The organism is Phenylobacterium sp., assembly GCF_965284355.1.
Classification (GTDB): domain Bacteria; phylum Pseudomonadota; class Alphaproteobacteria; order Caulobacterales; family Caulobacteraceae; genus Phenylobacterium.
Genome location: NZ_OZ260078.1, coordinates 3,791,473 through 3,815,392, shown reverse-complemented (window position 1 = coordinate 3,815,392; position 23,920 = coordinate 3,791,473). Strand labels below are relative to the sequence as shown.

Sequence of the window (23,920 nt, the reverse complement as noted above, 5' to 3'; positions counted from 1 at the left end):
CTTAATGGGGAGGGACAGGCCGCGCCAGCGGCCAGGGTGGGGAAGTGTGGGCCGGAACGCTGAGGTCGGCGAGGATCGACACTTCCCCACCCGGCTCGCGCCGCGAGCCACCCTCCCCATGAAGGGGAGGGATCAGGCCGCCAGCAGCGGGTCCAGCTTTCCCTCGCGCTCCAGCGCCATCATGTCGTCGCAGCCGCCGATGTGGCGGTCGCCCACGAAAATCTGCGGGAACGTCGCGCGGCCCGAGCGCTGCATCATCTCCTGCCGCTTCTCGGGGTCGAAGGCCGCCTCGATCTCGGTGAAGGCGACGCCCTTCTTCTCCAGCAGATCCACGGCGCGGATGCAGTAGGGGCAATACGGCTTGGTGTAGATGGTGACCTGGGTCATGGCCTCTCAGATAACACGGTCTGGGTTAGCAGATCATATGGTGAGTCCCGCCGCCGCCTGCACGCGGGCGACGACGGCCAGATCGACGCGGGCGGCGCCGGCGGCTTTGAGGGCCCTGGCGCAGCCCTCGGCGGTGGCGCCGGTGGTGAGCACGTCATCGATCAACAGAATGCGCAGACCGTCCACCTGTTTCCGCCGCGAAGCCGGGACTTCGAACGCCGCCGCCACGTTCCGCTTGCGGCCGGACCCCGACTTGCCCGCCTGGGTCGCCGTATCGCGTCGCCGGACCAGCGCGTCGGGCAGGTAGGGCGTGCCCGTCATCGCCGCCAGCGGGCGGGCGATCTCCGCGGCCTGGTTGTAGCGCCGATGCAGCAGGCGGAAGCGGTGCAGGGGCACGGGCGCGATGGCGTCGGCCTCCTCGATCAGCTCGCGGGCCGCGCGGCTGATCCAGCGAGCCAGCATCGGCGCCAGGTCCAGCCGGTCGGCGTGCTTCAGCTTGAGGATCGGATCGCGCGAAGTCTCGTCGTAGAGGCACGCCGCCCGGGCGGCGTCGAACGCCCGCGGCCGGGCCAGGCAGGCGGCGCATCGGTCGCCCGGATCGAACTCGAACGGCACGCCGCAGCCGTCGCAGACCGGCCCGTCCAGAAATCGGATGCGGCCCCAGGCGTCGGCCGAGAAACCGCCCGCCATCGGCCGGGGCCCGCCGTCGATGGCCTGGGGTGGGAACAACAGGTCGAGCGCCGTGCGCAGGCCCGCCTGGGCTTTCGGCTTCCATCGCGCGACGAAATCCGCTTCATCCGCGCTCAATGGCTTCGCCTCCCCATCACGCGCCCCCACGGCTCTTCGACCGCGACCTGCACCGCAAGCGCCTGGACCGGGCGGCGAACGGCTACGCGGGCGCGGACTTCCTGCAGCGGCGCGCGGCCTATGATATCGCCGAGCGCCTGGCGCCCATCATGCGCACCTTCAACGTGGCCGTCGACCTCTCCGCGCGTGGCGGCGCGTTCGCGCAGGCTCTGGTTGAGGAGGCGCCGGGCAAGGTCGAGACGCTGATCGAGGCCGACCTGTCGGGTCGGATGCTGACGGGACGCCCCGGCCTACGCGTGGTGGCCGACGAGGAGCGACTGCCGTTCGCGCCGGGCAGCCTGGACCTGATCGTCTCCACCCTGGGCCTGCACTGGACCAACGACGTGGTGGGCGCGCTGATCCAGGCCCGGCTGGCGCTGAAGCCCGACGGCCTGTTCATCGCCGCGTTCCTGGGCGGGATCACCCTGACCGAGCTGCGCCAGTCGCTGGTGGCGGCCGAGAGCGAAATCCTGGGCGGCGCGGGCAGCCGGGTCTCGCCCTTCGCAGACCTGCAGGACGCCGCAGGCCTGCTGTCGCGGGCCGGCTTCGTCCAGACCGTGAGCGACGTCGACAAGGTGACCGTCACCTACGAACACCCCCTGAAGCTGCTCTACGACCTGCGCCAGATGGGCGAGACCGGCGTGCTGGCCGACCGGCATCCCAGGATGCTGACGCGGACGCTGCTGAACCGCATGGCCGAGATCTACATCGAGCGCTTCGGCACGCCGGACGGCCGCGTCCCGGCCAGTTTCGAGATCATCACCCTGACGGGGTGGGCGCCCCAATCCGCGCCGCAAGCTTAGCCATAAGCCTTTGATAACCATACCGATGTGACAGTCCGTCGCGGCTCGGGCGACGGCCTTCCGGCTAAGCTCGCGCCTGTGGGGGGCGGATTCGTCAGGGGGAACTGACATGCGCCCAGGGACTGCCCGCGGCTTCACGGCCGCCATGATCGCCATTCTGCTCGCCGGCTGCGCCTCGAGCTCGACGCCGCCGCCGCGTGGCCGCGCCGGCGCGCCTGCGACCGGCGTGTTCGACGTGGGCCTCGCGAGCCAGGCCGCCGCGTTCGAGGCCTACACGCGCCGTGCGGCCGGGATCGACGCCGCCTTCGCCAATCCGTCCGAGATCGGGGTCCAGTTGCGCACCGCCGCGGGCTACGACCCGAAGCAACTGGAGGCGGCGATGATCGCCTACGCCGCCATGGCCGCGATGCAGGAGCCGCGCTTCGTGCAGACCGTGAAGGCGGGGGGCCGCGACCTGGGCCGCCGCCTGGCCTCGGACCCGAACGCCGCCGTGGACCTGCCGGGCGGCGCGGCGGCGGCGGCGCGGGCCAACGCCGCCCTCGCCCGTCGCGGCGAGGCTCTGGCCGCCGCCGGCGCGCGGGTAAAGAAGACGTCGTATTCGATCCAGCACCAGGCATGGTCGCGCGCCCGTGTTCCCAACGGCCCGCAACGGCTGGCGGCGGTGAAGCAAGCCGCCGGCTACCGCGCCGAGCCCGCCGACCGGGCCCGGCTTTCGGCGGCTCTGGCCGAGAGCGGCCGGCGCGGCGGGACCAGTTCCGTGATTTCGCGCGGCGTCGCGGTGGCGGCGCTCACGGTCCTGGGCCAGGACGCCGCCGCGCGGGGGCTGATGAGCGAGCGCAACGCCGGCATGTGCCTGCGCTCGGCCAAGCTCAACTATCACCAGTGCCTCGCCGCCTCGGGCACACACTACGAGGACATCTACTGCCTGGGCGTCCACGCCATGAGCGACCCGGGCCAGTGCGTGGTCGAGGCGACGAAGCCCGCGCGGGTCCGGCGCGCGTCGTTGCATTGACGCCTGGACGAGGGGGCAGCTTCCCTCAATCTTCGTACGTCATGGCCGGCCCTGTGCCGGCCACCCAGACACGCAGGCGCTTCAAGGTCGCTCGCAGCAGCGCCACTGCGAACTCTTGCACGTCGGTGCTTATGGATGGCCGGCACAAGGCCGGCCATGACGTTCAGGTCAAGGGCCGAGGCGCGTGCGTTCCTGCGAGATGGCCCTAGCGGCCCCAGACCGCGACCTTGCCCTTGGCGCCCGCGGCCACGCAGGTCCCGGCGCGGCAGGCGATGGCGTGAAACGCCTCGCCGTCGACCTGCCGCCAGGATTGCCCGTCGTCGGCGCTGATCGACGTGCCGCGCGGGCCCACGGCGATCAGGGTCTTGGCGTCGAGGCGGCCGACGCCTTCCAGGAGGTGCGGCGTCCCGTCATGGGGTGGCGTCCAGATGTCGAACTTCTCGAACAGGACCAAGCTGACGCCGTCCCGCAGTTCGTCCTTGTAGTCGCCGCCGACCACCACCGCCCGGTCCTTGCCCAGCGCCAGCCCGCCGAACAGGCCGGCGGTGGCCGATCCGCCCACCGGGCTCTCCAGGGTGTCCCACCCGACGCCGTCGTCGCGCGAATGGGCCACGCGCCCCTTGGGCAATCCGCCCGAGACCACCCACAGCTCGCGGCCCGGGCCCATGAACAGCGCCGAGTTGCTGGCGGCGAAGGCCGCCTCGCCCGGTTCGACCGACGGCCCGGGGATGCGCGCCCAGGTTTTCCCGCCGTCCTTCGTCTGCAGCAGGAACCAGCGCCCGTCGATCGGGTCGCCCAGGACGAACCCCCGCCGCCCGTCGCGGAACGCCACAGCGTCGAGGAAGCTGCCCGTCTCCCGTGTCTCGAACACCAACGCCCAGGTCCGCCCGCCGTCCGCCGTGCGGTAGAGGCGCGCCAGCCCGGTCGGACCGTCTCCGGCGCTCATCAGGACCGCGGTCTCTGCGTCCAGAGCCGCCACGCCGCGGAAGTCCAGCGCGCTGCCGTCGGCGGGAATCGCGTTGCGCCAAGTCCTGCCTCCGTCGTCGGTGACGGCGTGCGTCCCTTTCGAGCCCGAGACGTGGAACCGCTGGGCGTCCACCACCGCCACGGCGCGCAGGGTCACGTCCGTCGCCAGGTCGATATGCCGCCAGGCCGCCTGGGCCGGCGTGGCGAGCAGGGCGGCGGCGAGCAGGATCCAGCGCATCGTCATTCCCCCAGCAGGTGCAGGGCCACCTCGCGCCGGTGGGGCCGGCGGCGGTGTTCGAACAGGTAGATCCCCTGCCAGGTCCCCAGCGCCAGCCGCCCGCCGATCAGCGGCACGGACAGCTGCACGCCGGTCAGCACGCTGCGGAGATGGGCCGGCATGTCGTCCGGGCCCTCGTCCTGGTGGCGATAGGCCGCGCTCTCGGGCGCCACCGCGGCGACCCAATCCTCGAGGTCGCGGCGCACGTCCGGGTCGGCGTTTTCCTGGATGGTCAGCGACGCCGAGGTGTGGCGGCAGAACAGGGTCAGCAGGCCCGTCGTCATGCCCTGCGCCGCGGTCCATGCCACGACCTCGCGGGTGATTTCGTGCAGCCCCGGGCCCGGCGTCTGAAAGCTCAGCGTCTGGGCCGCCTGGCGCATCACAGCAGATCGCGCAGCCAGGCCACCAGCGGCGCGTCGGCCGGCGGCATCGGGTAGCGGTCCATGTCCCTGGGCTTCACCCAGGCCAGCCCCTTGTGCTCCAGAGCCCGCACCGTCCCCTCCCAGCGCCGAACCAGATAGAGCGGCATCAGCAGGTGGAACGTCTCGTACTCGTGGCTGGCGAACACGAACGGGGCGAGGCACGCATGGCTGACCTTGATGCCCAGCTCCTCGTCCAGCTCGCGGATCAGGCACGCCTCGGGCGTCTCGCCGGACTCGACCTTGCCGCCGGGAAACTCCCACAGGCCGGCCAGTTGCTTGCCTTCGGGCCGCTGGCAGATCAGCACGCGGCCGTCGACGTCCACCAGCGCCGCGGCGGCCACCAGCACGATCGGCTTTCCAGTCGGACTCACGAGGGCGGCCTGTCTAGTACTGGCGGACGGCGGCGACGCCGGCGTCGGGACGGCGAGTGTCGGCGGCGCCGTACATGACCCCGTCCGGGCCGATCATGATCGACTGGGTGCTGCCCAGGATCTGCGAGCGTTCCACCTTGTGCCCCTTGGCCTGCAGGCCGGCCACCAGGTCCTGAGGAATGGACTCCTCCACCTGCAGCGGTCCGTCGACGCCGGCCTGGTAGATCCGCGGGCGCTGGGCGGCCTCGGCGACGTTCAGGCGAAAGTCGATGAGGTTGCTCAGCATCTGGGTCATGGTGGCGATGATGGTGCCGCCGCCGGGCGTGCCGGTCGCCACCCAGGGCTTGCCGTCCTTGAACACGATGATCGGCGAGATGGTCGAGATGGCCCGTTTGCCCGGCTCGATCCGGTTGCCGATGCTGTTGGGCTTGGGGCTCCAGTCGAAGTTGGCCAGCGAGTTGTTCAGCAGGAAGCCGGTGCCGGGCGCCACCACGTGCGCCCCGAACGAGGCGGTCAGGGTGTAGGTGTTGGCGACGACGTTCCCGTCCTTGTCGGCGATCGAATAGTGGGTGGTGTCGGGGCTCTCGTAGGGGCGCGGATCGAGGCCCGGCAGCGACTTGCTGTCCAGCGACTTGTACATCGAGATCAGCCTGGCCCGTTCGGCGGCGAAGGCCTTGCTGGCGATCCCCCGCGCCGGCGTCGTCCACTGGGGGCCGCCGCCGGAGTAGCGACGGTCGACGTTCACGATCTTCATCGTCTCGGCGAGGAGGTGCATCGTGGCGACGTTGCCCTGCCCCATGTCGGCGACCGGGAACTGTTCCAGGATGTTCATGGCCTCGGCCACGCTGGACGCGGCCGACGTGGGCGGCATGTAGGCGATCCGGTGGCCGCGGTAGTCGGACCAGACGGGCTCCAGCACGTTGGCTCGGTAAGTGGCCAAGTCCTCGCGGGTGATGATCCCGCCGCCGGCCTTGATCCCGGCGACCAGCCGGTCGGCGACGGGACCCTTGTAGAAGCCGTCGGCGCCCCGCGCCTGGATCTGCTTCAGGGTCCAGGCCAGGTCGGGGTTCCGGAACACTTCGCCGGGCTGATAGGCCGAACCGTCCGCCTTGAAATAGACCTTCCGCGCGCCGCCCGGGTCCTGGGCCATCATGGTCTTGCGCTGGGCCAGGGCGGCGGCCTCGTCGTCGGTCATGACCACGCCCTTCGCGGCCAGGTCGATGGCTGGCTGGACCAGACGGGCCCAGGGCAGGCGGCCGAAACGCTTGTGAGCCTCGTACAGTCCGGCCACCGTGCCGGGCACGGTCACGCCCTTGAAGGACATGACCTTGGCTTCCGAGACCTTCTGGTCGGGTCCCAGCAGGAAGTCGGGCGTCGCGCCCAGCGGCGCCTGGCCGTAGTACTCGATGGCGACTGTCTTCTTCGACGCGGCGTCATAGACCAGCATGTAGCCGCCGCCGCCGATATTGCCCGCCCGGGGCAGCGTCATGGCCTCGGCCAGCCCCACCGCCACCGCCGCGTCCACCGCGTTGCCGCCGCGGGCCAGGATGTCGGCTCCGATCCGCGCGGCGGACCGGCTCTGGGCCACCACCATGCCGTCGCGCCCGATCACCGGATGGTGGATCGAACGGTATCCGATCAGGTCGCCGCCGGTGCGCGAGATATCCGGCGCAGCGGCCCCGTCCTGCGCCTGCGCCGGAGCCCCGACCGCCAGGGACAGCGCCAGGGCGCCGGAGAGCGCGACGCGAACCACCGCGTGACGGACCAGTTTGCGAAGGTTCATGCTGAACTCCCGGGCGAGCGCCCGACCCTTCGGCCGGACGCCGCATCGACCGTGGCTAGAAGGACTTCCTGACGTTGAAGTAGAGGTAGCGGCCGTAGGGGTTGTAGACCGTGGCGGAGTAGCCGCCCGGCACCAGCGGCGGGTCCTTGTCGAACACGTTGCGCGCGCCCACGAGCAAGCGGGCGCCCTCCAGGTACTTGCCCCCCTCCTCGAAGGTGTAGGCCAGCGACACGTTGTGCACCATCGTCGAGGGCACGTTGTAGAAGCCGCCCGCGGCGTACGTCAGGCCGGTGTCATAGTACTTGCCGGTATAGGTCGAAAACCAGTTCACCGCGAAGCCGTCCTTGCGCCAGGTGAACGACCCCGTCCCGCGCCATTCGGGCGTGCCGTTCTGACCGACGATATCCTGGCCGCCCGTGATGATGGTGCCGGCGTTGATCTGGCCGGCCGCGCGGGCCGCGAGCAGGGCCGCCAGACCCTCGGTCGGCGATTGATAGAGCTTGTCCAGGCGCGCGACATTCACGTCGAGGCTGAAGTCGCCGAAGCGATCCGTGCCCACCCGGTAGTTGAGCCCGAGGTCGACGCCCTGGGCCACCTGCGGCAGCTGGTTCACGTACTTGTCGTCGGCGAAGTCCACGAAGCCCACCGGCGCGAGGCCGGTGCCCGCGAACACGGCGATGTTGTCCGGCGTCGGCGCCAGGCGGTGGACCGCCGGGTTGGACGAGCCCTGCAGGCGCAGCAGGTAGTCGAGGATCACCGCGTTGCCTTCGCCGAACAGGCCCACGATGCCCTTCTGCCGGATCTTCCAGACGTCGGCGGTCAGGGTCAGGCGGCCGAACTCCGGCGGGATGAACTCGGGCTGGAGGACGATGCCGTAGGACAGAGACTCAGACGTCTCGGGCTTCAGGTCCGGGTTGCCGGCGCGCACCGCGCGCGTGGTCCGCGACTGTGTGCACTGGGTGAAGCTGGTGATCCGCCTGGCGCGCAGGTCGGCCTCGCAGAAGTAGTAGTCCTGGCGGTTGTTGGTGCGGCTGACCTGGCTGACGTTGATCTGCTCCAGGTTGGGCGCCTTGAAGCCCTTCGACCATGAGCCGCGCAGACGGAAGCCCGGGATGATGTCCCAGGCCGCGGCCACCTTCGGCTTCGCCACGCTGCCGACGTCGCTGTAGTCCTCTGCGCGCCCGGCCAGCTGGACCTCGACGCGATCGACCAGCGGGATGTTCATCTCCGGCGAGACCAGCGGAATGGCCAGCTCGGCGTAGGCCGACTTCACAGTGCGATGGCCACTCACGTCCGGTGACACCGAGGTCCCCGGGATGTTGCTGAGCGCGACCGTGCCGCCGACGATGGGGCCGGTGATCGCGTCGATGTACGGGATGGTCCCATCGACGTTGTCGTCGCGGTTGTCGCGATAGGTCTCGCGGCGCACTTCGACGCCAGCGGCCAGGCCGATATCGCCTGCCCAGATCGTGAACAGGTCCGGACGGCTGATCTTGAAGTCCCACAACGCCAGCGTGGTCTTGTTCGAGCGCGTGATCGGGATGATGAGCCCGGCGATCGCCGCAGCGCTCGACGGGGTCTGGTCGCCGCCGGTGACGAGGTTGGTGCCCGCGCCGATGCCGTTGAACGGGTTGTAGGCGTCGGCCGTCGTGCGGTTGACGGCCCTGGAGAAGGCCGTGCCGTCCAGGGCGTACGACAGGTCATCGACCGTCGCCTCTGAGTAGAGCGCCGCACTTTCCCACCGGAAGCCGAACTTCTTGCCCTTGAGCCCGCCCAGTATCCGGTACTGGTCGTTGTTGACGATCACCTGCGAGGCGCCCAGGTCCAGCAGGCCGTAGGCGTTGAAGGTCAGCCTCAGGCCCCCGGCCGGCACGCCCACGAGGTTGGGCAGGCGGTTCGGATTGGGCTGGCCGTTGGCGAGCGTCGCCGCGCCGAAGGGGTTGTAGAAGGCGTTCGGCCCGATGCTGATCGCCGGCGAGGTGCTGAGCGCGTTGAAGCCCGAGACATTGCCCTCGGTGCGGGCGTGGTAGTAGCCGGCCTCGCCGAACACCGTGAGGTCTTCGGCGATGTCGTAGTGGCCGGTCAGGAAGATGTTGGTCCGGGCCGCCTGCGGGATGACCGAGGACTTGGTCTGGGCCACGGTGTCCGGGCGGAAGGCCCGGTCGGTCGTCGTGTTGAAGGCGCCCGGCACGACGCAGAGACCCGGGCCGATCACCACGGTGCAGGTCACCGACTGCGGCGAGGTGTGGAAGATGCCGGTCGCGCCAGTGATCGCCGTCGTCCCCTGGCGGATCGCGCTCGTCACGCCGACGGCCTGGAAGGCGCCGAAGCCCGACGTGGTCGCCCGGCTGTCGAGACCCACCGCCGTGGCGAACTCGGTGCCCGCAAACAGCGACTGGCGGTTGGACGAGGCCGTGTAGTCCTGGTCGGACGCCAGCAGGGCCGAACGCCGCTCCAGCGACCCGAAGATCGTGATGTTGCCGCGGCCGTCGGCGAAGTTCTCGCCGTAGACGCCGGTCAGGCGGCCCTCACGCAGGTTGGTGCCCGGCGCCGTGCCGTACTGGAACTCGGCTGAGCCGCCGTCCAGGTCGTCCTGCAGCACCGTGTTGATGACGCCGGCCACCGCGTCGGTGCCGTAGATCGCCGCCGCGCCATCGCGCAGCACCTCGATGCTCTTCAGGCCTGCCACGGGGATGGCGTTGGTGTTGTAGGTGAAGGTCGGAACCAGCGACTCCGCCTGGGTCGTCGGGTGGTAGACGGTGCGGCGGCCGTTGATCAGCACCAGGGTGTTGCCCGCGCCCAAGTTGCGCAGGCTGACCGAGTTGACGTCGCCTCGCGCCGAGTTCGACGAGCCCGGCAGGAAGCTCGAGTTGAACGTCACGTTCCCGGCCTGCGGGATGGTGCGGAACAGTTCGTCGCCCGAGCCCGCGGCGGCGCCCCGGATCTGGTCGGTCGTCAGCAGGGTCACGGGCAGGGCGGCGGTGACCTTCGAGCCCTGAATCTGCGAGCCGACCACGACGATCTCATCGACTTCCGTGTCGGTCTTGGCGTCCTGGGCCCGGGCCTGCGTCGAGAGCGCCGCGACCGCGCAAAGCGCGCTGGTGGCCAGCAGGCGCACGCGCCCGCGGGTTGGCGAAAACCTCATGTCTTGAACCCCTTCCCCTTTGCCAGACGCGCGGCGTCTGGTTCCCCGCGCCTCTTCTTTGGGTTCCGGCCCGGACCGTCAAGCCCGCGAGTACCCCGCGTGGGTAGCTGTTGCCTTTTGCGTCCCGGATGCACGGCTGCGGGCTGCGAAGATGCATGGCGGTCACCGAGGCGACGGGCTGCGCCCCCGGCGACGGCGGCTCCTATTCCGACCGCGTGGGTTGACATTGGCGGCCAAAACCCCGATGTGCGGTCTGCGCTCCTCCTGAGTGCTAGCGACGCTCCAGCCGCGTGGGGTCTTTCCGAAGACCCAGCCTGTCGAGCGCAGTGAGAGACTTCTCATAGATCGCCCATCACGCGGGGCGCTCCCCAAAGACAGCGATCCCCGCGCCCTCGGAAGGTTCCGAGCCGGCGCGTTCGTCGCATACGCGAAAGACTGTTCGTTTGACCCAATTTATCGACCTTGGCCTGGCCAAGCCGCTGCTCAAGGCGCTGGCCGACGAGGGCTACACCCAGCCGACGCCGATCCAGGCGCAGGCCATCCCCGGCGTGATGTCGGGCAAGGACCTGCTGGGCATCGCCCAGACGGGCACCGGCAAGACCGCCGCCTTCGCCCTGCCGATCCTGCACCGACTGGCCGAGAACCGTAAGCCCGCCCCGCGCCGCAGCGCCCGGGTGCTGGTCCTGGCCCCGACCCGCGAGCTGGCGACCCAGATCGGCGAGAGCTTCAAGACCTATGGCAAGCACATGGGCGTCACCGTCGCGGTGATCTTCGGCGGCGTGAAGTATGGCGGCCAGATGCGCGCCATGGCGCCCGGCGTCGACATCCTGGTCGCGACGCCCGGCCGCCTGCTCGACCACCTGGGCGAGAAGTCGATGACCCTCGAGGGTGTCGAGATCCTGGTGCTCGACGAGGCCGACCAGATGCTGGACATGGGCTTCATCGTCCCCATCCGGAAGATCATCAAGTTCGTCCCGCGGGTTCGCCAGAACCTGTTCTTCTCGGCCACCATGCCCGGCGAGATCGAGAAGCTGTCCGCCGAGATCCTCAATCCGAACCCGCTCAAGGTCTCGGTGACGCCGCAGGCCACGACGGTCGAGCGGATCAACCAGCGCGTCCTGTTTGTCGAGCAACAGCGCAAGCGCGCCCTGCTAGCCGAACTGTTCGATGATGGCAGCTTCAAGCGCGTCATCGTCTTCACCCGCACCAAGCGCGGCGCCGACCGGGTCGCCAAGGGGCTGGAGCAATCGGGCGTAGAGGCCGTCTCGATCCACGGCGACAAGAGCCAGGGCCAGCGTGAGCGCGCCCTCGCCGCCTTCAAGGCCGGCGACGTCCGCGCCCTGGTGGCCACCGACATCGCCGCCCGCGGCATCGACATCGACGCGGTGAGCCACGTGGTCCAGTTCGAGCTGCCGAACGTCCCGGAAGCCTATGTCCACCGGATCGGCCGGACGGCCCGTGCGGGCGCGGACGGCTCGGCCGTGGCGTTCTGCGCCGACGACGAGCGCAACCTGCTGAAGGACATCGAGAAGGTGACCCGTCAGCGGATCCCCAGCTTCGATCGCCGCAACGACCGCCACCTGGGCGCAGCCACCGCGGCCATGCCCGACACGGGCAAGCCCGAGCGTTCGCAGGCCGCCCGTCCGCAGGGCAAGGCCCAGCCGCATCGCGGGGCTCACGCGGCCAAGCGCAACCGCAATCACGCCGACGCCAAGCCGGGCCATCGTCCGGAGGGCGGCCGTTCCGAGGGGCGTTCCCAGGGCGAGAACGCCAAGCCGGGCTGCAAGGGTCCGAGCCGGCGTCGCCGGGGCGGCGGGGGCGGCAACGCGGGCGGCGGCGACCGCCCGACGGGCGTCTGGAGCAACCGCTAGACGGAAGGCCGCGGCGCGGGCGACAAGACGCAATCCATGCACGCCCTCGTCCGCACCCTGTCCATCCATGCGCTGAACGCTGTGCGCCGCGCGCCGTTGATCCATCGGGTCGTGCACGCGGTCGCAGAACTGATCGCCAAGACCCGCTGGGGCGAGCGCTACATCCGTTCGGTTCTCGAGCCCGAGGCGCTGAGCTACGGCGACTACCTGGACTGGGTGGCGACCTACGACACCCTGTCCCCCACCGACCGCCAGGCGATCCGCGCGCACATCGAGCGGATGACGCACAGGCCGCTGATCTCGGTGGTGATGCCGGTCTACGCGAGATCGCCCGACCTGATCGTCAAGGCGATCGCCTCGGTGCGGGCCCAGCTCTACCCCCACTGGGAACTGTGCATCGCCGACGACGCTTCGCCGGACCCGGCGGTCTGGAAGGCGCTGCAGAAGCAGGCCGCCTCGGACCCCCGGATCAAGGTCTTCCGCCGCGCCGAGAACGGCAACATCTGCGCCGCCACCAACTCGGCCCTGACGCTGGCGACCGGCGAGTTCGTGGCCCTGATGGACCACGACGACATCCTGCCCGAGCGCGCGCTCTACGAGGTCGCGGCCCTGCTGCAGGACCATCCCGACGCCGACCTGATCTACTCCGACGAGGACAAGATCGACACGAACGGGCGCCGCTACGAGCCGTACTTCAAGACCGCCTGGAACCCCGAGCTGATCCTCAGCCAGAACTTCGTGAGCCACCTGGGCGTCTATCGGCGCAGCATCGTGGAGGCGATCGGCGGGCTGCGGGTCGGGTTCGAGGGCAGCCAGGACTACGATCTGGCGCTACGGGTCAGCGAACAATCGTCGCCCTCCCGCATCCATCACATTCCCTGGGTGCTCTACCACTGGCGCCAGGAGGGCGGGCCCGAGACGTTCTCCCAGGCCTTCATGGATCGCTGCGCCGACGCTGCCCGCCGGGCCGTGGACGAACACCTGGTCCGCACGGGACAAACGCGAGTGACCGTCGCGAACCTCGAAGACTCTCCCGGCTGGGTCGGCGTGCGACGCGCGCCGCCCGAACCCCGGCCGCTGGTCTCGATCATCGTGCCGACCCGCGACCGCGCCGAGTTGCTGGCCCAGTGCGCCGACGGCGTGCTCAACCAGACGGCCTATGACCCGCTGGAACTGCTGATCGTCGACAATGGCAGCGTCGAGCCCGAGACCGCGGCCCTCTTCGACCGTCTGCGAAAGGACCCGCGCGTCCGGATCCTCCCTGCGCCCGGCCCCTTCAACTTCTCGGCGCTGAACAACATGGCCGCCGCCCAGGCGCTTGGCGAGATCCTGCTATTGCTGAACAACGACATCTCGATGCTCCACGACGACTGGCTGGACGCGATGGTCGCACAGGCCGTGCGGCCGAACGTCGGCGCCGTCGGCGCGCGCCTGCTGTTTCCCGACGGCGCCGTGCAGCACGCCGGCGTCGTGATCGGCATGGGCGGCGTGGCCGGCCACCTCTGCTACGGGGCGCCGGGCGACAACGGCGGCTACTATCGCCATCTCCTCACGCCCCGGAACGTCACGGCTGTGACCGCCGCCTGCCTGGCCATCCGCAAGTCGGTCTACGACGAGGTCGGCGGGCTCGATGCGGAACGCCTGACCGTCGCCTTCAACGACGTCGACCTGTGCCTGAAGGTCCGTGCGGCCGGCTACGACATCGTCTGGACGCCCTACGCCGAGCTGGTCCACCACGAGTCCGCCTCACGCGGCGAGGATCGCGAACCCGAGGCCCAGGCGCGCTTCAACGCCGAGATCGCCGCGATGAAGTCCCGCTGGGGCCGGGCGCTGGACCAGGACCCATTCCACAACCCGCTCTTCGACCTGCGCCACAGCGACTACAAGCTGGCCAGCCCGCCGCTGCGCAAGCCCCCGTGGGTTACGAGCGATAGTCCCCGTTGATCTCGACGTAGCGCTTGGTGAGATCGCAGGTCCAGACGGTGGAGCTGGCCCGGCCGACCCCCACGTCGATGGTCACCTCCAGCTCGGCCTTCTTCATGTAGGCGCTCATCTTGGCCTCGTCGTAGGAGGCCGCGATCAGACCATCCTGCGCCGCCCAGTGCGGGCCGAACTTCACGCTCAGGGAATCGCGATCGACGGGCTCGTCGGCCTTGCCCACGGCCATGACGATGCGGCCCCAGTTGGCGTCCTCACCGGCGAAGGCGGTCTTCACCAGCGGGCTATCGGCCACCGAGCGGGCGATCTTGCGGGCCGAGGCGGCGCTCTGCGCGCCCGTCACGGTGATCTTGATGAACTTCGTCGCACCCTCGCCGTCCCGGACCAGCTGGTGGGCCAGGTTCATCAGCACCGCCTCCAGCTTGTCGCGGAAGTCGGCCAGGCGATGCTCGCCCGCGCGGCTGACCTTGGGCGCCCCCGACTGGCCGGTGGCGAACAGCAGCAGCGTGTCGTTGGTCGAGCGGTCGCCGTCCACGGTCACCGCGTTGAAGGTGTTGCGGGTGTAGAGGCTGACCAGGGCCTGCAGAGCGCGCGGCGAGATGTTGGCATCGGTGACGACGAAGGCCAGCATGGTGGCCATGTCGGGGGCGATCATGCCCGAACCCTTGCAGATGCCGCCGATGCGCACGGTCACGCCGTCGATCTTGGCCTCGGCGTAGGCGCCCTTCGGGAAGGTGTCGGTGGTCATGATGGCGCGCGCCGCGCCGCCCCATCCGTCAGCCTCCAGCCGGCCCTCGACCTCGGGCAGGCGCGCGGTGATCTTCGCGTCGTCCAGCAGAACGCCGATGACTCCGGTCGAGGCGACCATCACGTCGCGCTGACGGCAGTCGAAACGCTTGCCCACGGCTGACGCGACGCGGCGGACGGCATCCGCGCCCGGCCGGCCGGTGAAGGAATTGGCGCAGCCGGCGTTGACCACCAGGGCCTTCACGCCCTCGCCCTTGGTCGCCTCCAGCTGGCGCTTGCACCAGTCGACCGGGGCCGAGCCGACGGCGTGGCGGGTGAAGACCCCGGCGCAGCTCGCGCCCTCGGGGAAGCTCATGACCAGCAGGTCTTCGCGCTCGTGCTTGTAGAAGCCGGCCCGACCGGTTCCCAGCGTCACGCCGCGGACGGGCTTCATGCGCGGGAACGGCACGGCCAGCGGCGAGACGGGCATCGCCGCCTTGTCGACCTTGGCCGGGGCGGCCTTTGCGGCCGGCTTGCCTGCGGCGGCGCGCTTCACCGCCGAGGTCAGGGGCTCGAGCGCGCGCTCGATGGTCTGACCCACGACTTCAACCGGCTTGGCGGACTTCGCGGCCGGCGTCCTGGCCGCGGGCTTGGCGGGCTTGCGGCTCATTTGGCGGTTTCCTTGGGCTGAGGCTGGGCGGCCGGCGCGGCCTTGGGGGCCGGGGCGACCTTCGGCGCATCGGCGGGCGGAACGGCCTTCGGCGCGCCGGCCTCGGGCTTGATCAGCGTCTCGATCTTGGCCTTGGCGCGCAGCTTTTCCAGAAGATCGCGGATGCGGTCGTAGGTCAGGAAGCGGACGATCTGCGGGCGGGCGGCGTCCAGGGCGATCGGCTGTTCCTCGCGCACGTCCTCCACTTTCACGAGCGCGAACCCGCCCTCCACGGCCACCGGGCCCACCACTTGGCCGACCCGCGCGCCGTTCAGCGCGGTCTCGTAGGCCTCGGGCATGACGTCGGTGGTGAAGTAGCCCAGGTCGCCGCCATTGAACCGCGTGGCCGCGTCACGCGAACGCTCCATCGCCAGGGCCTCGAAGGCGGCGCCGGCGGCCAGCAGCTTCTTCACCTGCTCGGCCTCGGCGGCGGTGGCCAGCACGATCTGGCGGGCGCGGATCTCCATCGATCGGCGCGACAGCTTCTGCTGTTCCTCATAGAGGCCTCGGATGGCGTTCTCGGTGACGGCGTCGGCCACCTGATTCTCGACCAGCATGTCGCCCAGGACCCGGTCCTGCGCCGCGGTCAGCCGACGCTGGGCCGCCGGATCCTTGTCCAGCTTGCGCCGGCGCGCCTCGGCCGCCAGCAGCTTCTGGTCGATCACCTCGTCCATCATCCGGCGGAAGAGGTCCGACGAGGTGTCCAGCGGCTCGCCCTCGCCCACCAGGCCCTGAGCCACCGCCTCGTGCTTCACGTCGGACGCCCAGATGGTCTTGCCGTCGACCTTGGCCACCGCCTTGTCGCCCCGCTCGGGCGGGTTGTCGCCGCCGGCGTCGCGACCGCAGGCCGCCACGCTCAGCGCCACGACGACGGCCATGACAGCGATGCGGAAGGGCCTCTTGGCCGTCATGCGGTCGTCCTTTGAAATCGGCGAGGCAGCGCAGCCCGTCCCTAGAGCGCGGTCCAGCAAAGTGGAAGCCACTTTTCGAGCGTCCTGCCGCGCCCGTTTCCTTCAAGAGTTTGCGTCCGGGCGTCGCCGCACGCTGGCCAAGCGCATCTCGGAATGCAAAGGTTGCGCCCGCGTATTTCCGGGCCCGACCGAGGGCTCAAAAAGTCCATTTCGTTGGGAGGATTACCCTTATGCGTGAAGCCGTCGTCGTCTCTTATGCCCGTACGGGTCTCGCCAAGTCGGGACGCGGCGGGTTCAACATGACCCCCACGGTGTCCATGGCCGCCCACGCGGTGAAGCACGCCGTGGCCAAGTCGGGCGTCGACCCGGCCGATATCGAAGACGTGGTCATGGGCAACGTGGCGCACGGCGGCGGCAACGTCGCCCGCCAGGCCGGCCTGCTCGGCGGCCTGCCGATCACCACCTCGGGCGTGACGGTCAACCGCTTCTGCTCGTCGGGCCTGCAGACCATCGCGATGGCGGCGAACTACATCCGCAACGACGGCGCCAACGCCGTGGTCGCCGGCGGGGTCGAGTCGATCTCGATGCCGAACCCGGGCGTCGGCAAGGACAACTTCGATCCCGAGCTGCTGAAGGTGGCCCCGGACATCTTCATGGCCATGATCGACACAGCCGACATCGTGGCCAAGCGCTACAACCTGAGCCGCGAGTACCAGGACGAGTACTCGCTGGAGAGCCAGCGCCGCATGGCCGCCGCCCAGCAGGCCAACAAGTTCGCGGACGAGATCGTCCCGATGAAGACCAAGATGAAGGTGGTCGACAAGGCGACGAAGGCCGAGTCGATCGTCGACTACGTGGTCGATCGCGACGAGTGCAACCGCCCCGACACCACCGCCGAGGGCCTCGCCAAGCTCGAGCCGGTCAAGGGCCCCGGCAACTTCATCACCGCCGGCAACGCCAGCCAGCTGTCGGACGGCGCCGCCGCCGTCGTGCTGATGGAAGCCAAGGAAGCCGAGCGCCGCGGCCTGACGCCCCTGGGCGCCTTCAAGGGCTGGGCCGTCGCCGGCTGTGAGCCTGACGAAATGGGCATCGGCCCGGTCTTTGCGATCCCGCGCCTGCTGGAACGCCACGGCCTGAAGGTCGACGACATCGACCTGTGGGAGCTGAACGAGGCCTTCGCCTCGCAGTGCCTCTACAGCCGCGACAAGCTGGGCATCGACCCGGCGAAGTACAACGTCAACGGCGGCTCCATCGCCATCGGCCACCCCTTCGGCATGACCGGCGCCCGCCTTTCGGGCCATGTGCTGCAGGAAGGCAAGCGCCGTGGCGCCAAGCACGTGGTGGTCTCCATGTGCATCGGCGGCGGCATGGGCGGCGCAGGACTTTTCGAGGTCTTCTGACCTCGAAAACGTCCGGTTCGCGCGGCCCATCAGCCAGGATGACCGAAATCGCGTGGCGCGATTTCGGGCGGCGGCGCGGGTCTGTTCGAGGTCTTCTAAGGACCGACCAACAATCCGACTTTGCGGGCGGGGCGCTTCGGCGCCCCGTTTTGCTATGTGCGCAACCCGCGCTTATGGATGCGCCGCGCTGCCGGATCAGGCCCTCACCGCCTCGAACGTCCACACCCGGTCGGCCTCGCGCGGGCCACGGCGACGATCGTAGCCGCCACAGACCGTGACCCCGCCGAAGCCCGCCGCCTCCAGCGCCAGCCGGAACTCGTCCAGGCCCCAGTAGCGCTGGGCCATGACGTCGATCTGGGTCTCGAGCAGGCGGTGGTCGCGCCAGCGCTCGTAGCGATAGGTCGTCTCGGCCCGTTGACGGAGCATGTCCGTGCGCGTGCGGATGCCCTCGCAGGTCAGCAGATCGCCGTTCGGCGCGGTCCAGCGGCGTCGATCCTCGCCGCGGGCGGTCAGGACGTTCAGCCCCTGCAGGTCGATGACCAGGACGCCGCCGGGCTCCAGGTGCTCATGGAACCGGCGCAGCACCGCCATCGCCGCGGCGAAATCGTCAATCAGCGTGAACGATCCGACCGGGATCAGGATCGCGCCGAACCGCCGATCATAGGCGAAGTCCTCGTAGCGCTGGCGGGAAAGGTCGGGCGAGTAACCCGCTTGCGCCGCCCTTGTTCGGCAACGCTCCAGCATCTCCGGGCTGGGATCGAAGCCGGAGATGTCCAGCCCCGCCTGCAGGAACGGGATGAGCGTCCGCCCCGAGCCGCAGGCGGGCTCCAGGATCGGCCGCCCGAAGCCCTGGAACCGCTCCATGTGGAAACGGGTGTCGGGCAGCGCGAAGTCGGGTTTGTCGATGTCGTAGATCTCGGCCGCTATGGAGCCATAGCGGTTCAGAACCGTGGTGTCGGGCATGTAGGCCTCAGGAATTGAGAAAGGGGTCGCCCCGGAGCGTCCGGGGCGTCGCAGGGGCCGGCGGTGTCCGCGGCGCTTATGAGCGACTAGGCCTTCATGGTGGCGGAAGGGTCACTCGCCTCAGGGGACAGGTCAACCCGTCACGGGTGCGCTGCGTTGACTTGGGCCGGGGCAGTCCTTAAGTCAGCCACGCCCCAAAATAGCGCCTTCTTACCGGCGGGCGAAGGGCCACATCGCCGCCGGACGGATACCTTCCTTGAGCATTTTCCAACGGTTCTTCGGTTCCTCCAACGACCGCAAGGTCAAGGGCATGCAGGCCCGCGCCGCCAAGATCACGGCGCTCGAGCCCGCGATCCAGGCGCTCACCGACGAGCAATTGCGCGGCAAGACCGCGGAATTCCGCGCCCGTCTGGAAAAAGGCGAGACCCTGGACCAGCTCTTGGAGGAGGCCTTCGCGGTCGTCCGTGAGGCGTCGCGGCGGGTCCTGGGACAGCGGCACTACGACGTGCAGCTCGTCGGCGGGATGATCCTGCACAAGGGCGGCATCGCCGAGATGCGCACCGGCGAAGGCAAGACGCTGGTGGCCACCTGCCCGGTGTATCTCAATGCGCTCGCCGGCAAGGGCGTGCACGTCATCACGGTGAACGACTATCTCGCCCAGCGCGACAGCGAGTGGATGGGTCAGGTCTATCGGTTCCTGGGCCTGTCGGTGGGCGTGATCGTCCACGGGCTCAGCCAGGGCCAGCGCCAGGACGCCTACCGCTCGGACATCACCTACGGGACGAACAACGAGTTCGGCTTCGACTACCTGCGTGACAACCTAGTCTACGACGTCGGCGAGATGGTCCAGCGGGGCCACAACTTCGCGATCGTCGACGAGGTCGACTCGATCCTGATCGACGAGGCGCGCACGCCGCTGATCATCTCGGGCCCGACCGACGACAAGTCCGAGTTCTATCGGATCATCGATCTCCTGGTGAAGGAGCTGGTCAAGGACCCGGAGACCTACGAGTACGACGAAAAGCAGCGTCAGGTGATGCTGACCGAGTACGGCTCGGAGAAGGTCGAGGAGATGGTGGCCGAGGCCGGCCACCTGGCCGAGGATTCGGCGGGCCTCTATGACCCGGCCAACATCTCGGTCGTGCACCACATCAACCAGGCGCTGCGCGCCAATGTGATCTATGTGCGCGACAAGGACTACATCGTCCGCGCGGGCGAAGTGATCCTGATCGACGAGTTCACCGGCCGCATGATGCATGGCCGCCGCCTGTCGGAAGGCCTGCACCAGGCCATCGAGGCCAAGGAAGGCGCCGTCGTCCAGCCCGAGAACCAGACCCTGGCCTCGGTGACGATCCAGAACTACTTCCGCCTCTACGAGAAGCTGTCCGGCATGACCGGCACGGCCGCGACCGAGGCGCAGGAATTCAACGACATCTACAAGATGGACGTGGCCGAGATCCCGACGAACCGGCCGGTCCAGCGCATCGACGACGACGACGAGGTCTATCGCACCTCGGCTGAGAAGAACCGCGCCGTCGCCCTACTGATCGAGGACTGCTACCGCCGCAAGCAGCCGATTCTGGTCGGCACGGTGTCGATCGAGAAGTCCGAGCAGCTTTCGGAAGTCCTCAAGGCGCATACCTTCGAGCTGGACGGCAAGACCATCAGAGGCATCCCGCACAACGTGCTGAACGCCCGCTTCCACGAGCAGGAAGCGGCGATCGTCGCCGACGCCGGCGTGCCCGGCGCGGTGACCATCGCCACCAACATGGCCGGCCGCGGCACCGACATCCAGCTGGGCGGCAACGTCGACATGCGCCTGGCCAAGTGGCGCGAGGACCAGCGCGACGCCGGGATCGAGGTCACGCCTCAGCAGGCGCTGGACAAGAAGGCCGAGATCGAAGCCGACATCAAGGACCTGAAGGAACAGGCCCTCGCCGCGGGCGGCCTCTTCGTCCTGGGCACCGAGCGGCACGAGAGCCGGCGGATCGACAACCAGCTGCGCGGCCGGACGGGCCGCCAGGGCGACCCGGGCCACTCGAAGTTCTTCCTGTCGTGCGAGGACGACCTGCTGCGCATCTTCGCCGGCGATCGGCTCGACTCGATCATGCGCACCTTCGGCGTCCAGGAAGGCGAGGCGATCACCCACAAGTGGCTGAACAGCGCCATCGCCACCGCCCAGAAGCGCGTCGAGCAGCGGAACTACGAAATCCGCAAGAACCTCCTGAAGTACGACGACGTCATCAACGACCAGCGCAAGGCCGTCTTCGAGCAGCGCCAGGAGTTCATGGAGGCCCAGAACCTCCAGGAGATCATCCGCGAGTTCCGGATCGACACCATCAACGACCTGGTGAACCGCCACCTGCCGCCCAAGGCCTATGCCGAGCAGTGGGACATCGAGGGCCTCGACGGGCACCTCAAGTCGATGCTGGGCCTCGACCTGCCGGTCGCCGACTGGGCGCAGGAAGAGGGGATCGCCAACGAGGAGATCGAGGAGCGGATCGTCCAGGCGGCCGACGCCCGGGCCGCCGAGCGCGACCAGTTGGTCGGCGATCACATGCGCAACATCGAGAAGAGCTTCCTGCTGCAGACCATCGACCTGCAGTGGCGCGAGCACCTCATGCACATCGACCACCTGCGCACGGTGATCGGCCTGCGCGGCTATGGCCAGCGCGACCCGCTGAACGAGTTCAAGACCGAGGCCTTCTCCTTGTTCGAGAAGCTCCTGGTCGACCTGCGCCAGAACGTGACCCGCTGGCTGATGACGGTGGAGTTCCAGTTCGAGGAGCCGCCGGCGCCGCCGTCCGGCCCGACGTTCGAGGTGCACCTCGACCCGCTGACCGGCGAGAACGAGGCCGAACGCGGCTTCGTGCCCGACGGGGTCGCCGCCGACCAGCGCGCCGCCCTGCCGATGTCGGCCCTGCCCGACGGCTGGCAGGACACCGGCCGCAACCAGCCCTGCCCCTGCGGCTCGGGCAAGAAGTTCAAGCACTGCCATGGCGCCCTGATCTGATCAGGGCGGCCGCCTAACCCGCGGCATCCTCCAGCACGAACCGCGCACCGCGGTCGGCGATCATGATCGTGGGGGTGTTGGTGTTGCCGGAGGTGATGGTGGGCATCACCGAGGCGTCGATGACGCGCAGGCCTTCGAGGCCGATCACCTTCAGGCGGGCGTCGACGACGGCGTGAGGGTCGGAGGGCAGGCCCATCTTCGCCGTGCCGACGGGATGGAAGATCGTCGTGCCGATGTCGCCGGCGGCGCGGGCCAGCGAGGCGTCGTCGTCGGCGACCGACGGACCGGGGAGATGCTCCTGCGGCGCGAAGCCGGCCAGGGCCGGCTGGGCCATCAGACGGCGCGTGACACGGATGGCGTCGGCGGCCACGCGGCGGTCCTCGGGCGTGTCGAGATAGTTCGGCGCGATCCGCGGTGCGTCCGCGGGGTGGGGCGAGCGGAGGCGGATCGTCCCGCGGGACGTCGGGCGCAGGTTGCATGCCGCCACGGTCACGGCGGGGAACCGGTGCAGCGGCTCGCCGAAGCGGTCCAGCGACAGCGGCTGGACGTGGAACTGGATGTTGGCCCGCTCGTGCTCGGGCGACGAGGTCGTGAACAGGCCCAGCTGCGACGGCGCCATGGTCAGCGGGCCGGTGCGGAACAGGGCGTACTCGGCGCCCATCAGGCCGCGGCGGATGAGGTTGTGGTAGGTCTCGTTGAGGGTGCGCACCCCGCTGACCTTGTAGATCGCCCGCTGCTGCAGATGGTCCTGCAGGTTGCGGCCGACGCCCTGGCGGTCGGCGACGACGGGCAGGCCCAGGTCGCCCAGCCACTCAGCGGGCCCCACCCCCGACAGCTGGAGGATCTGGGTCGAGCCGATCGACCCGGCGCAGAGGATCACCTCGCCCTTCGCCCGCGCCTCGATCCGCCGGCCGCCGCCGCGGAAAGCGACGCCCGTGGCGCGCAGGCCGTCGAAGGTCACCCGCTCGACCGTGACGCCGGTCTCAAGCCGCAGGTTGGGCCGGTTCAGCACCGGCTTCAGGAAGCCCGTGGCCGACGACCAGCGCAGGCCCCGGCGCTGGTTCACGTGGAAGAGGCCGACGCCGCTGTTGTCGCCGGTGTTGAAGTTGTCGGTGGCCGGGACGCCCATCTCGACGGCGGCGCGGGCTATGGCGTCCAGCACGGCCCAGCGCACGCGCGGCTGCTCAACCCGCCACTCGCCGCCCGCGCCATGGTGCTCGGTCTCGCCGAGGAAATGGTTGTCGAGGCGGCGAAAGGCCGGGAGCACGTCGTCCCAGCCCCAGCCGGTCAGGCCCAGCTGTCGCCAGTGATCGTAGTCGGCCGCCTGGCCGCGCATCGAGATCATGGCGTTGATGGCCGACGAGCCGCCGACCACCTTGCCGCGCGGATACTTCAGCGCCCGGCCGTTAAGGCCCGGCTGGGGCTCGGTTTCGTACAGCCAGTCCGAGCGCGGATTGCCGATGGCGAACAGGTAGCCGACGGGGATGTGGAACCAGATCCAGTCGTCCTGGCCGCCGGCCTCCAGCAGGAGGACGCGGTTGCGCGGGTTCTGCGACAGGCGGTTGGCCACCACGCAGCCGGCCGAGCCCGCGCCGACCACGATGTAGTCGTACTCGCCGTCGAGGGATTCCGCCGCCATGGCGCTTCCATGCGCGAATCCGCCGAGCGGGGCCAGCCCGCTACGACGGCTTCACCGTAAGGCCCGCGAAATGGGCGACGGTGCCGGGACCAATCCACAGCGCGATAGCGCCGCGGCGGCCGGCGCCGCCCTTGAGGTCGTTGACGATGAGCGTGGGCTGCTCGGCGCCATCGACGAAAAGCCTGGCGCGCTCGCCCCTCACCACGATCCTCAGGCGAACCCACTTGGCCGGCTGCATGTCGACATAGGCCTCGTAGCGGGACGGCGTCTCGCCCCGCAGCCGCTCCCAGGGCCAGTCGGGCGCCGAGATGTACTGAGCCGTGTGGTTGCGCCGCTCCTGGTCCTCGGCCCGGCCGTTGGTCGGCCGGACATAGAAGGCCTCGCCGGTCTTGCGATCCTCGGACAGGCGGAACATCACGCCGACGAACCCGCGCGCGCCGGGGTTCGCGCCGACCGCCCCAGGCTCGCCCGCCACCCAGACCTCGATCTCGCCATCGCCGAAGTCGGTCCCCGGCAGCACGACCAGCTTATCGGTCTGACCATTGGGCGGGCCCAGGTCCGTGACCTGCAAGGCCGCACGGCCCTGGAACGTCTTGGCCGCGACGGCGAGGTTTCCGACGGGCGCGACCCGATCCGGCGTCAGGGGCGGCGGCCCGGCCCCCATCAATCCAAGGCTCAACGCGGCGACCGCGAGCATCCTGAACATGAGCAGGCTCTCCCCGATGCTTTCCGGCGAGT

General features: G+C 69.6%; 18 protein-coding genes. 6 read left to right on the top strand and 12 right to left on the bottom strand.

Features of this window, described 5'->3' with window-relative positions; all coding sequences use genetic code 11:
* Positions 1-132: 132 nt before the first annotated feature.
* A complete protein-coding gene (gene grxC / locus ACQ66R_RS18795) occupies positions 133-387 on the bottom strand; it encodes a glutaredoxin 3 (protein WP_430424385.1) in 255 nt (84 codons plus the stop codon).
* 33 nt (positions 388-420) lie between these two features.
* The gene (locus ACQ66R_RS18790; protein ID WP_430424383.1) at positions 421-1,194 is read right to left on the bottom strand and encodes a ComF family protein; all 774 of its coding nucleotides are present in this window, start codon (positions 1,192-1,194) and stop codon (positions 421-423) included.
* Here ACQ66R_RS18790 and ACQ66R_RS18785 point away from each other — a divergent pair.
* The gene (locus ACQ66R_RS18785; protein WP_430424381.1) at positions 1,194-2,036 is read left to right on the top strand and encodes a methyltransferase domain-containing protein; all 843 of its coding nucleotides are present in this window, start codon (positions 1,194-1,196) and stop codon (positions 2,034-2,036) included. The genes ACQ66R_RS18790 and ACQ66R_RS18785 overlap by 1 nt on opposite strands.
* A gap of 109 nt (positions 2,037-2,145) precedes the next feature.
* A complete protein-coding gene (locus ACQ66R_RS18780) occupies positions 2,146-3,048 on the top strand; it encodes a hypothetical protein (RefSeq protein WP_430424379.1) in 903 nt (300 codons plus the stop codon).
* 205 nt (positions 3,049-3,253) lie between these two features.
* On the opposite strand, the gene ACQ66R_RS18775 is transcribed toward ACQ66R_RS18780, so the two are convergent.
* Genes ACQ66R_RS18775 through ACQ66R_RS18755 form a run of 5 tightly spaced genes read right to left on the bottom strand, consistent with a single transcriptional unit; the run spans position 3,254 to position 10,012 of the window.
* Positions 3,254-4,252 carry a WD40/YVTN/BNR-like repeat-containing protein gene (locus ACQ66R_RS18775; protein ID WP_430424377.1) on the bottom strand — a complete coding sequence of 333 codons (999 nt, stop codon included), beginning with the start codon at positions 4,250-4,252 and terminating at the stop codon, positions 3,254-3,256.
* Positions 4,253-4,254: 2 nt separating this feature from the next.
* Positions 4,255-4,671, bottom strand: coding sequence for a secondary thiamine-phosphate synthase enzyme YjbQ (locus ACQ66R_RS18770; protein ID WP_430424376.1), 417 nt, complete (start codon positions 4,669-4,671; stop codon positions 4,255-4,257).
* Positions 4,671-5,084, bottom strand: a complete 414-nt coding sequence (gene mutT / locus ACQ66R_RS18765; RefSeq protein ID WP_430424374.1) for an 8-oxo-dGTP diphosphatase MutT — start codon at positions 5,082-5,084, stop codon at positions 4,671-4,673. Before mutT ends, ACQ66R_RS18770 begins: the two co-directional genes overlap by 1 nt.
* 13 nt (positions 5,085-5,097) lie before the next feature.
* On the bottom strand, positions 5,098-6,867 hold the full coding sequence (gene ggt / locus ACQ66R_RS18760; protein WP_430424372.1) for a gamma-glutamyltransferase: 1,770 nt from the start codon (positions 6,865-6,867) through the stop codon (positions 5,098-5,100).
* 55 nt (positions 6,868-6,922) lie between these two features.
* The gene (locus ACQ66R_RS18755) at positions 6,923-10,012 is read right to left on the bottom strand and encodes a TonB-dependent receptor domain-containing protein (RefSeq protein WP_430424370.1); all 3,090 of its coding nucleotides are present in this window, start codon (positions 10,010-10,012) and stop codon (positions 6,923-6,925) included.
* Positions 10,013-10,455: 443 nt separating this feature from the next.
* On the opposite strand from ACQ66R_RS18755, the gene ACQ66R_RS18750 reads away from it, so the two are divergent.
* Together ACQ66R_RS18750 and ACQ66R_RS18745 are read left to right on the top strand one after the other, a co-directional pair.
* A complete protein-coding gene (locus tag ACQ66R_RS18750) occupies positions 10,456-11,883 on the top strand; it encodes a DEAD/DEAH box helicase (protein ID WP_430424368.1) in 1,428 nt (475 codons plus the stop codon).
* Between the two features lie 36 nt (positions 11,884-11,919).
* Positions 11,920-13,827 (top strand): glycosyltransferase family 2 protein, encoded by a 1,908-nt coding sequence (locus ACQ66R_RS18745; protein ID WP_430424366.1) that lies wholly within the window; start codon positions 11,920-11,922, stop codon positions 13,825-13,827.
* On the opposite strand, the gene argJ is transcribed toward ACQ66R_RS18745, so the two are convergent.
* Positions 13,805-15,217 carry a bifunctional glutamate N-acetyltransferase/amino-acid acetyltransferase ArgJ gene (gene argJ / locus ACQ66R_RS18740; RefSeq protein WP_430424364.1) on the bottom strand — a complete coding sequence of 471 codons (1,413 nt, stop codon included), beginning with the start codon at positions 15,215-15,217 and terminating at the stop codon, positions 13,805-13,807. The two genes, ACQ66R_RS18745 and argJ, sit on opposite strands and share 23 nt — an antisense overlap.
* On the bottom strand, positions 15,214-16,167 hold the full coding sequence (locus ACQ66R_RS18735) for a peptidylprolyl isomerase (protein WP_430424362.1): 954 nt from the start codon (positions 16,165-16,167) through the stop codon (positions 15,214-15,216). The genes argJ and ACQ66R_RS18735 overlap by 4 nt, the downstream gene beginning before the upstream one ends.
* Positions 16,168-16,397: 230 nt before the next feature.
* Here ACQ66R_RS18735 and ACQ66R_RS18730 point away from each other — a divergent pair, with 230 nt between their 5' ends.
* Positions 16,398-17,567, top strand: a complete 1,170-nt coding sequence (locus ACQ66R_RS18730) for an acetyl-CoA C-acyltransferase (RefSeq protein WP_430424360.1) — start codon at positions 16,398-16,400, stop codon at positions 17,565-17,567.
* A 195-nt stretch (positions 17,568-17,762) separates the two neighbouring features.
* Here the strand turns inward: ACQ66R_RS18730 and ACQ66R_RS18725 are convergent, their stop codons facing one another.
* On the bottom strand, positions 17,763-18,530 hold the full coding sequence (locus ACQ66R_RS18725) for a class I SAM-dependent methyltransferase (protein ID WP_430424359.1): 768 nt from the start codon (positions 18,528-18,530) through the stop codon (positions 17,763-17,765).
* 310 nt (positions 18,531-18,840) lie between these two features.
* Between ACQ66R_RS18725 and secA the strand changes: the two genes are divergently transcribed.
* Entirely contained in the window at positions 18,841-21,543 is a 2,703-nt protein-coding gene (gene secA / locus ACQ66R_RS18720) for a preprotein translocase subunit SecA (RefSeq protein ID WP_430426351.1), read from the top strand.
* A gap of 13 nt (positions 21,544-21,556) precedes the next feature.
* On the opposite strand, the gene ACQ66R_RS18715 is transcribed toward secA, so the two are convergent.
* The gene (locus ACQ66R_RS18715; protein WP_430424357.1) at positions 21,557-23,182 is read right to left on the bottom strand and encodes a GMC family oxidoreductase; all 1,626 of its coding nucleotides are present in this window, start codon (positions 23,180-23,182) and stop codon (positions 21,557-21,559) included.
* A gap of 40 nt (positions 23,183-23,222) precedes the next feature.
* Positions 23,223-23,888, bottom strand: coding sequence for a hypothetical protein (locus ACQ66R_RS18710; protein WP_430424355.1), 666 nt, complete (start codon positions 23,886-23,888; stop codon positions 23,223-23,225).
* Positions 23,889-23,920 lie beyond the last annotated feature (32 nt).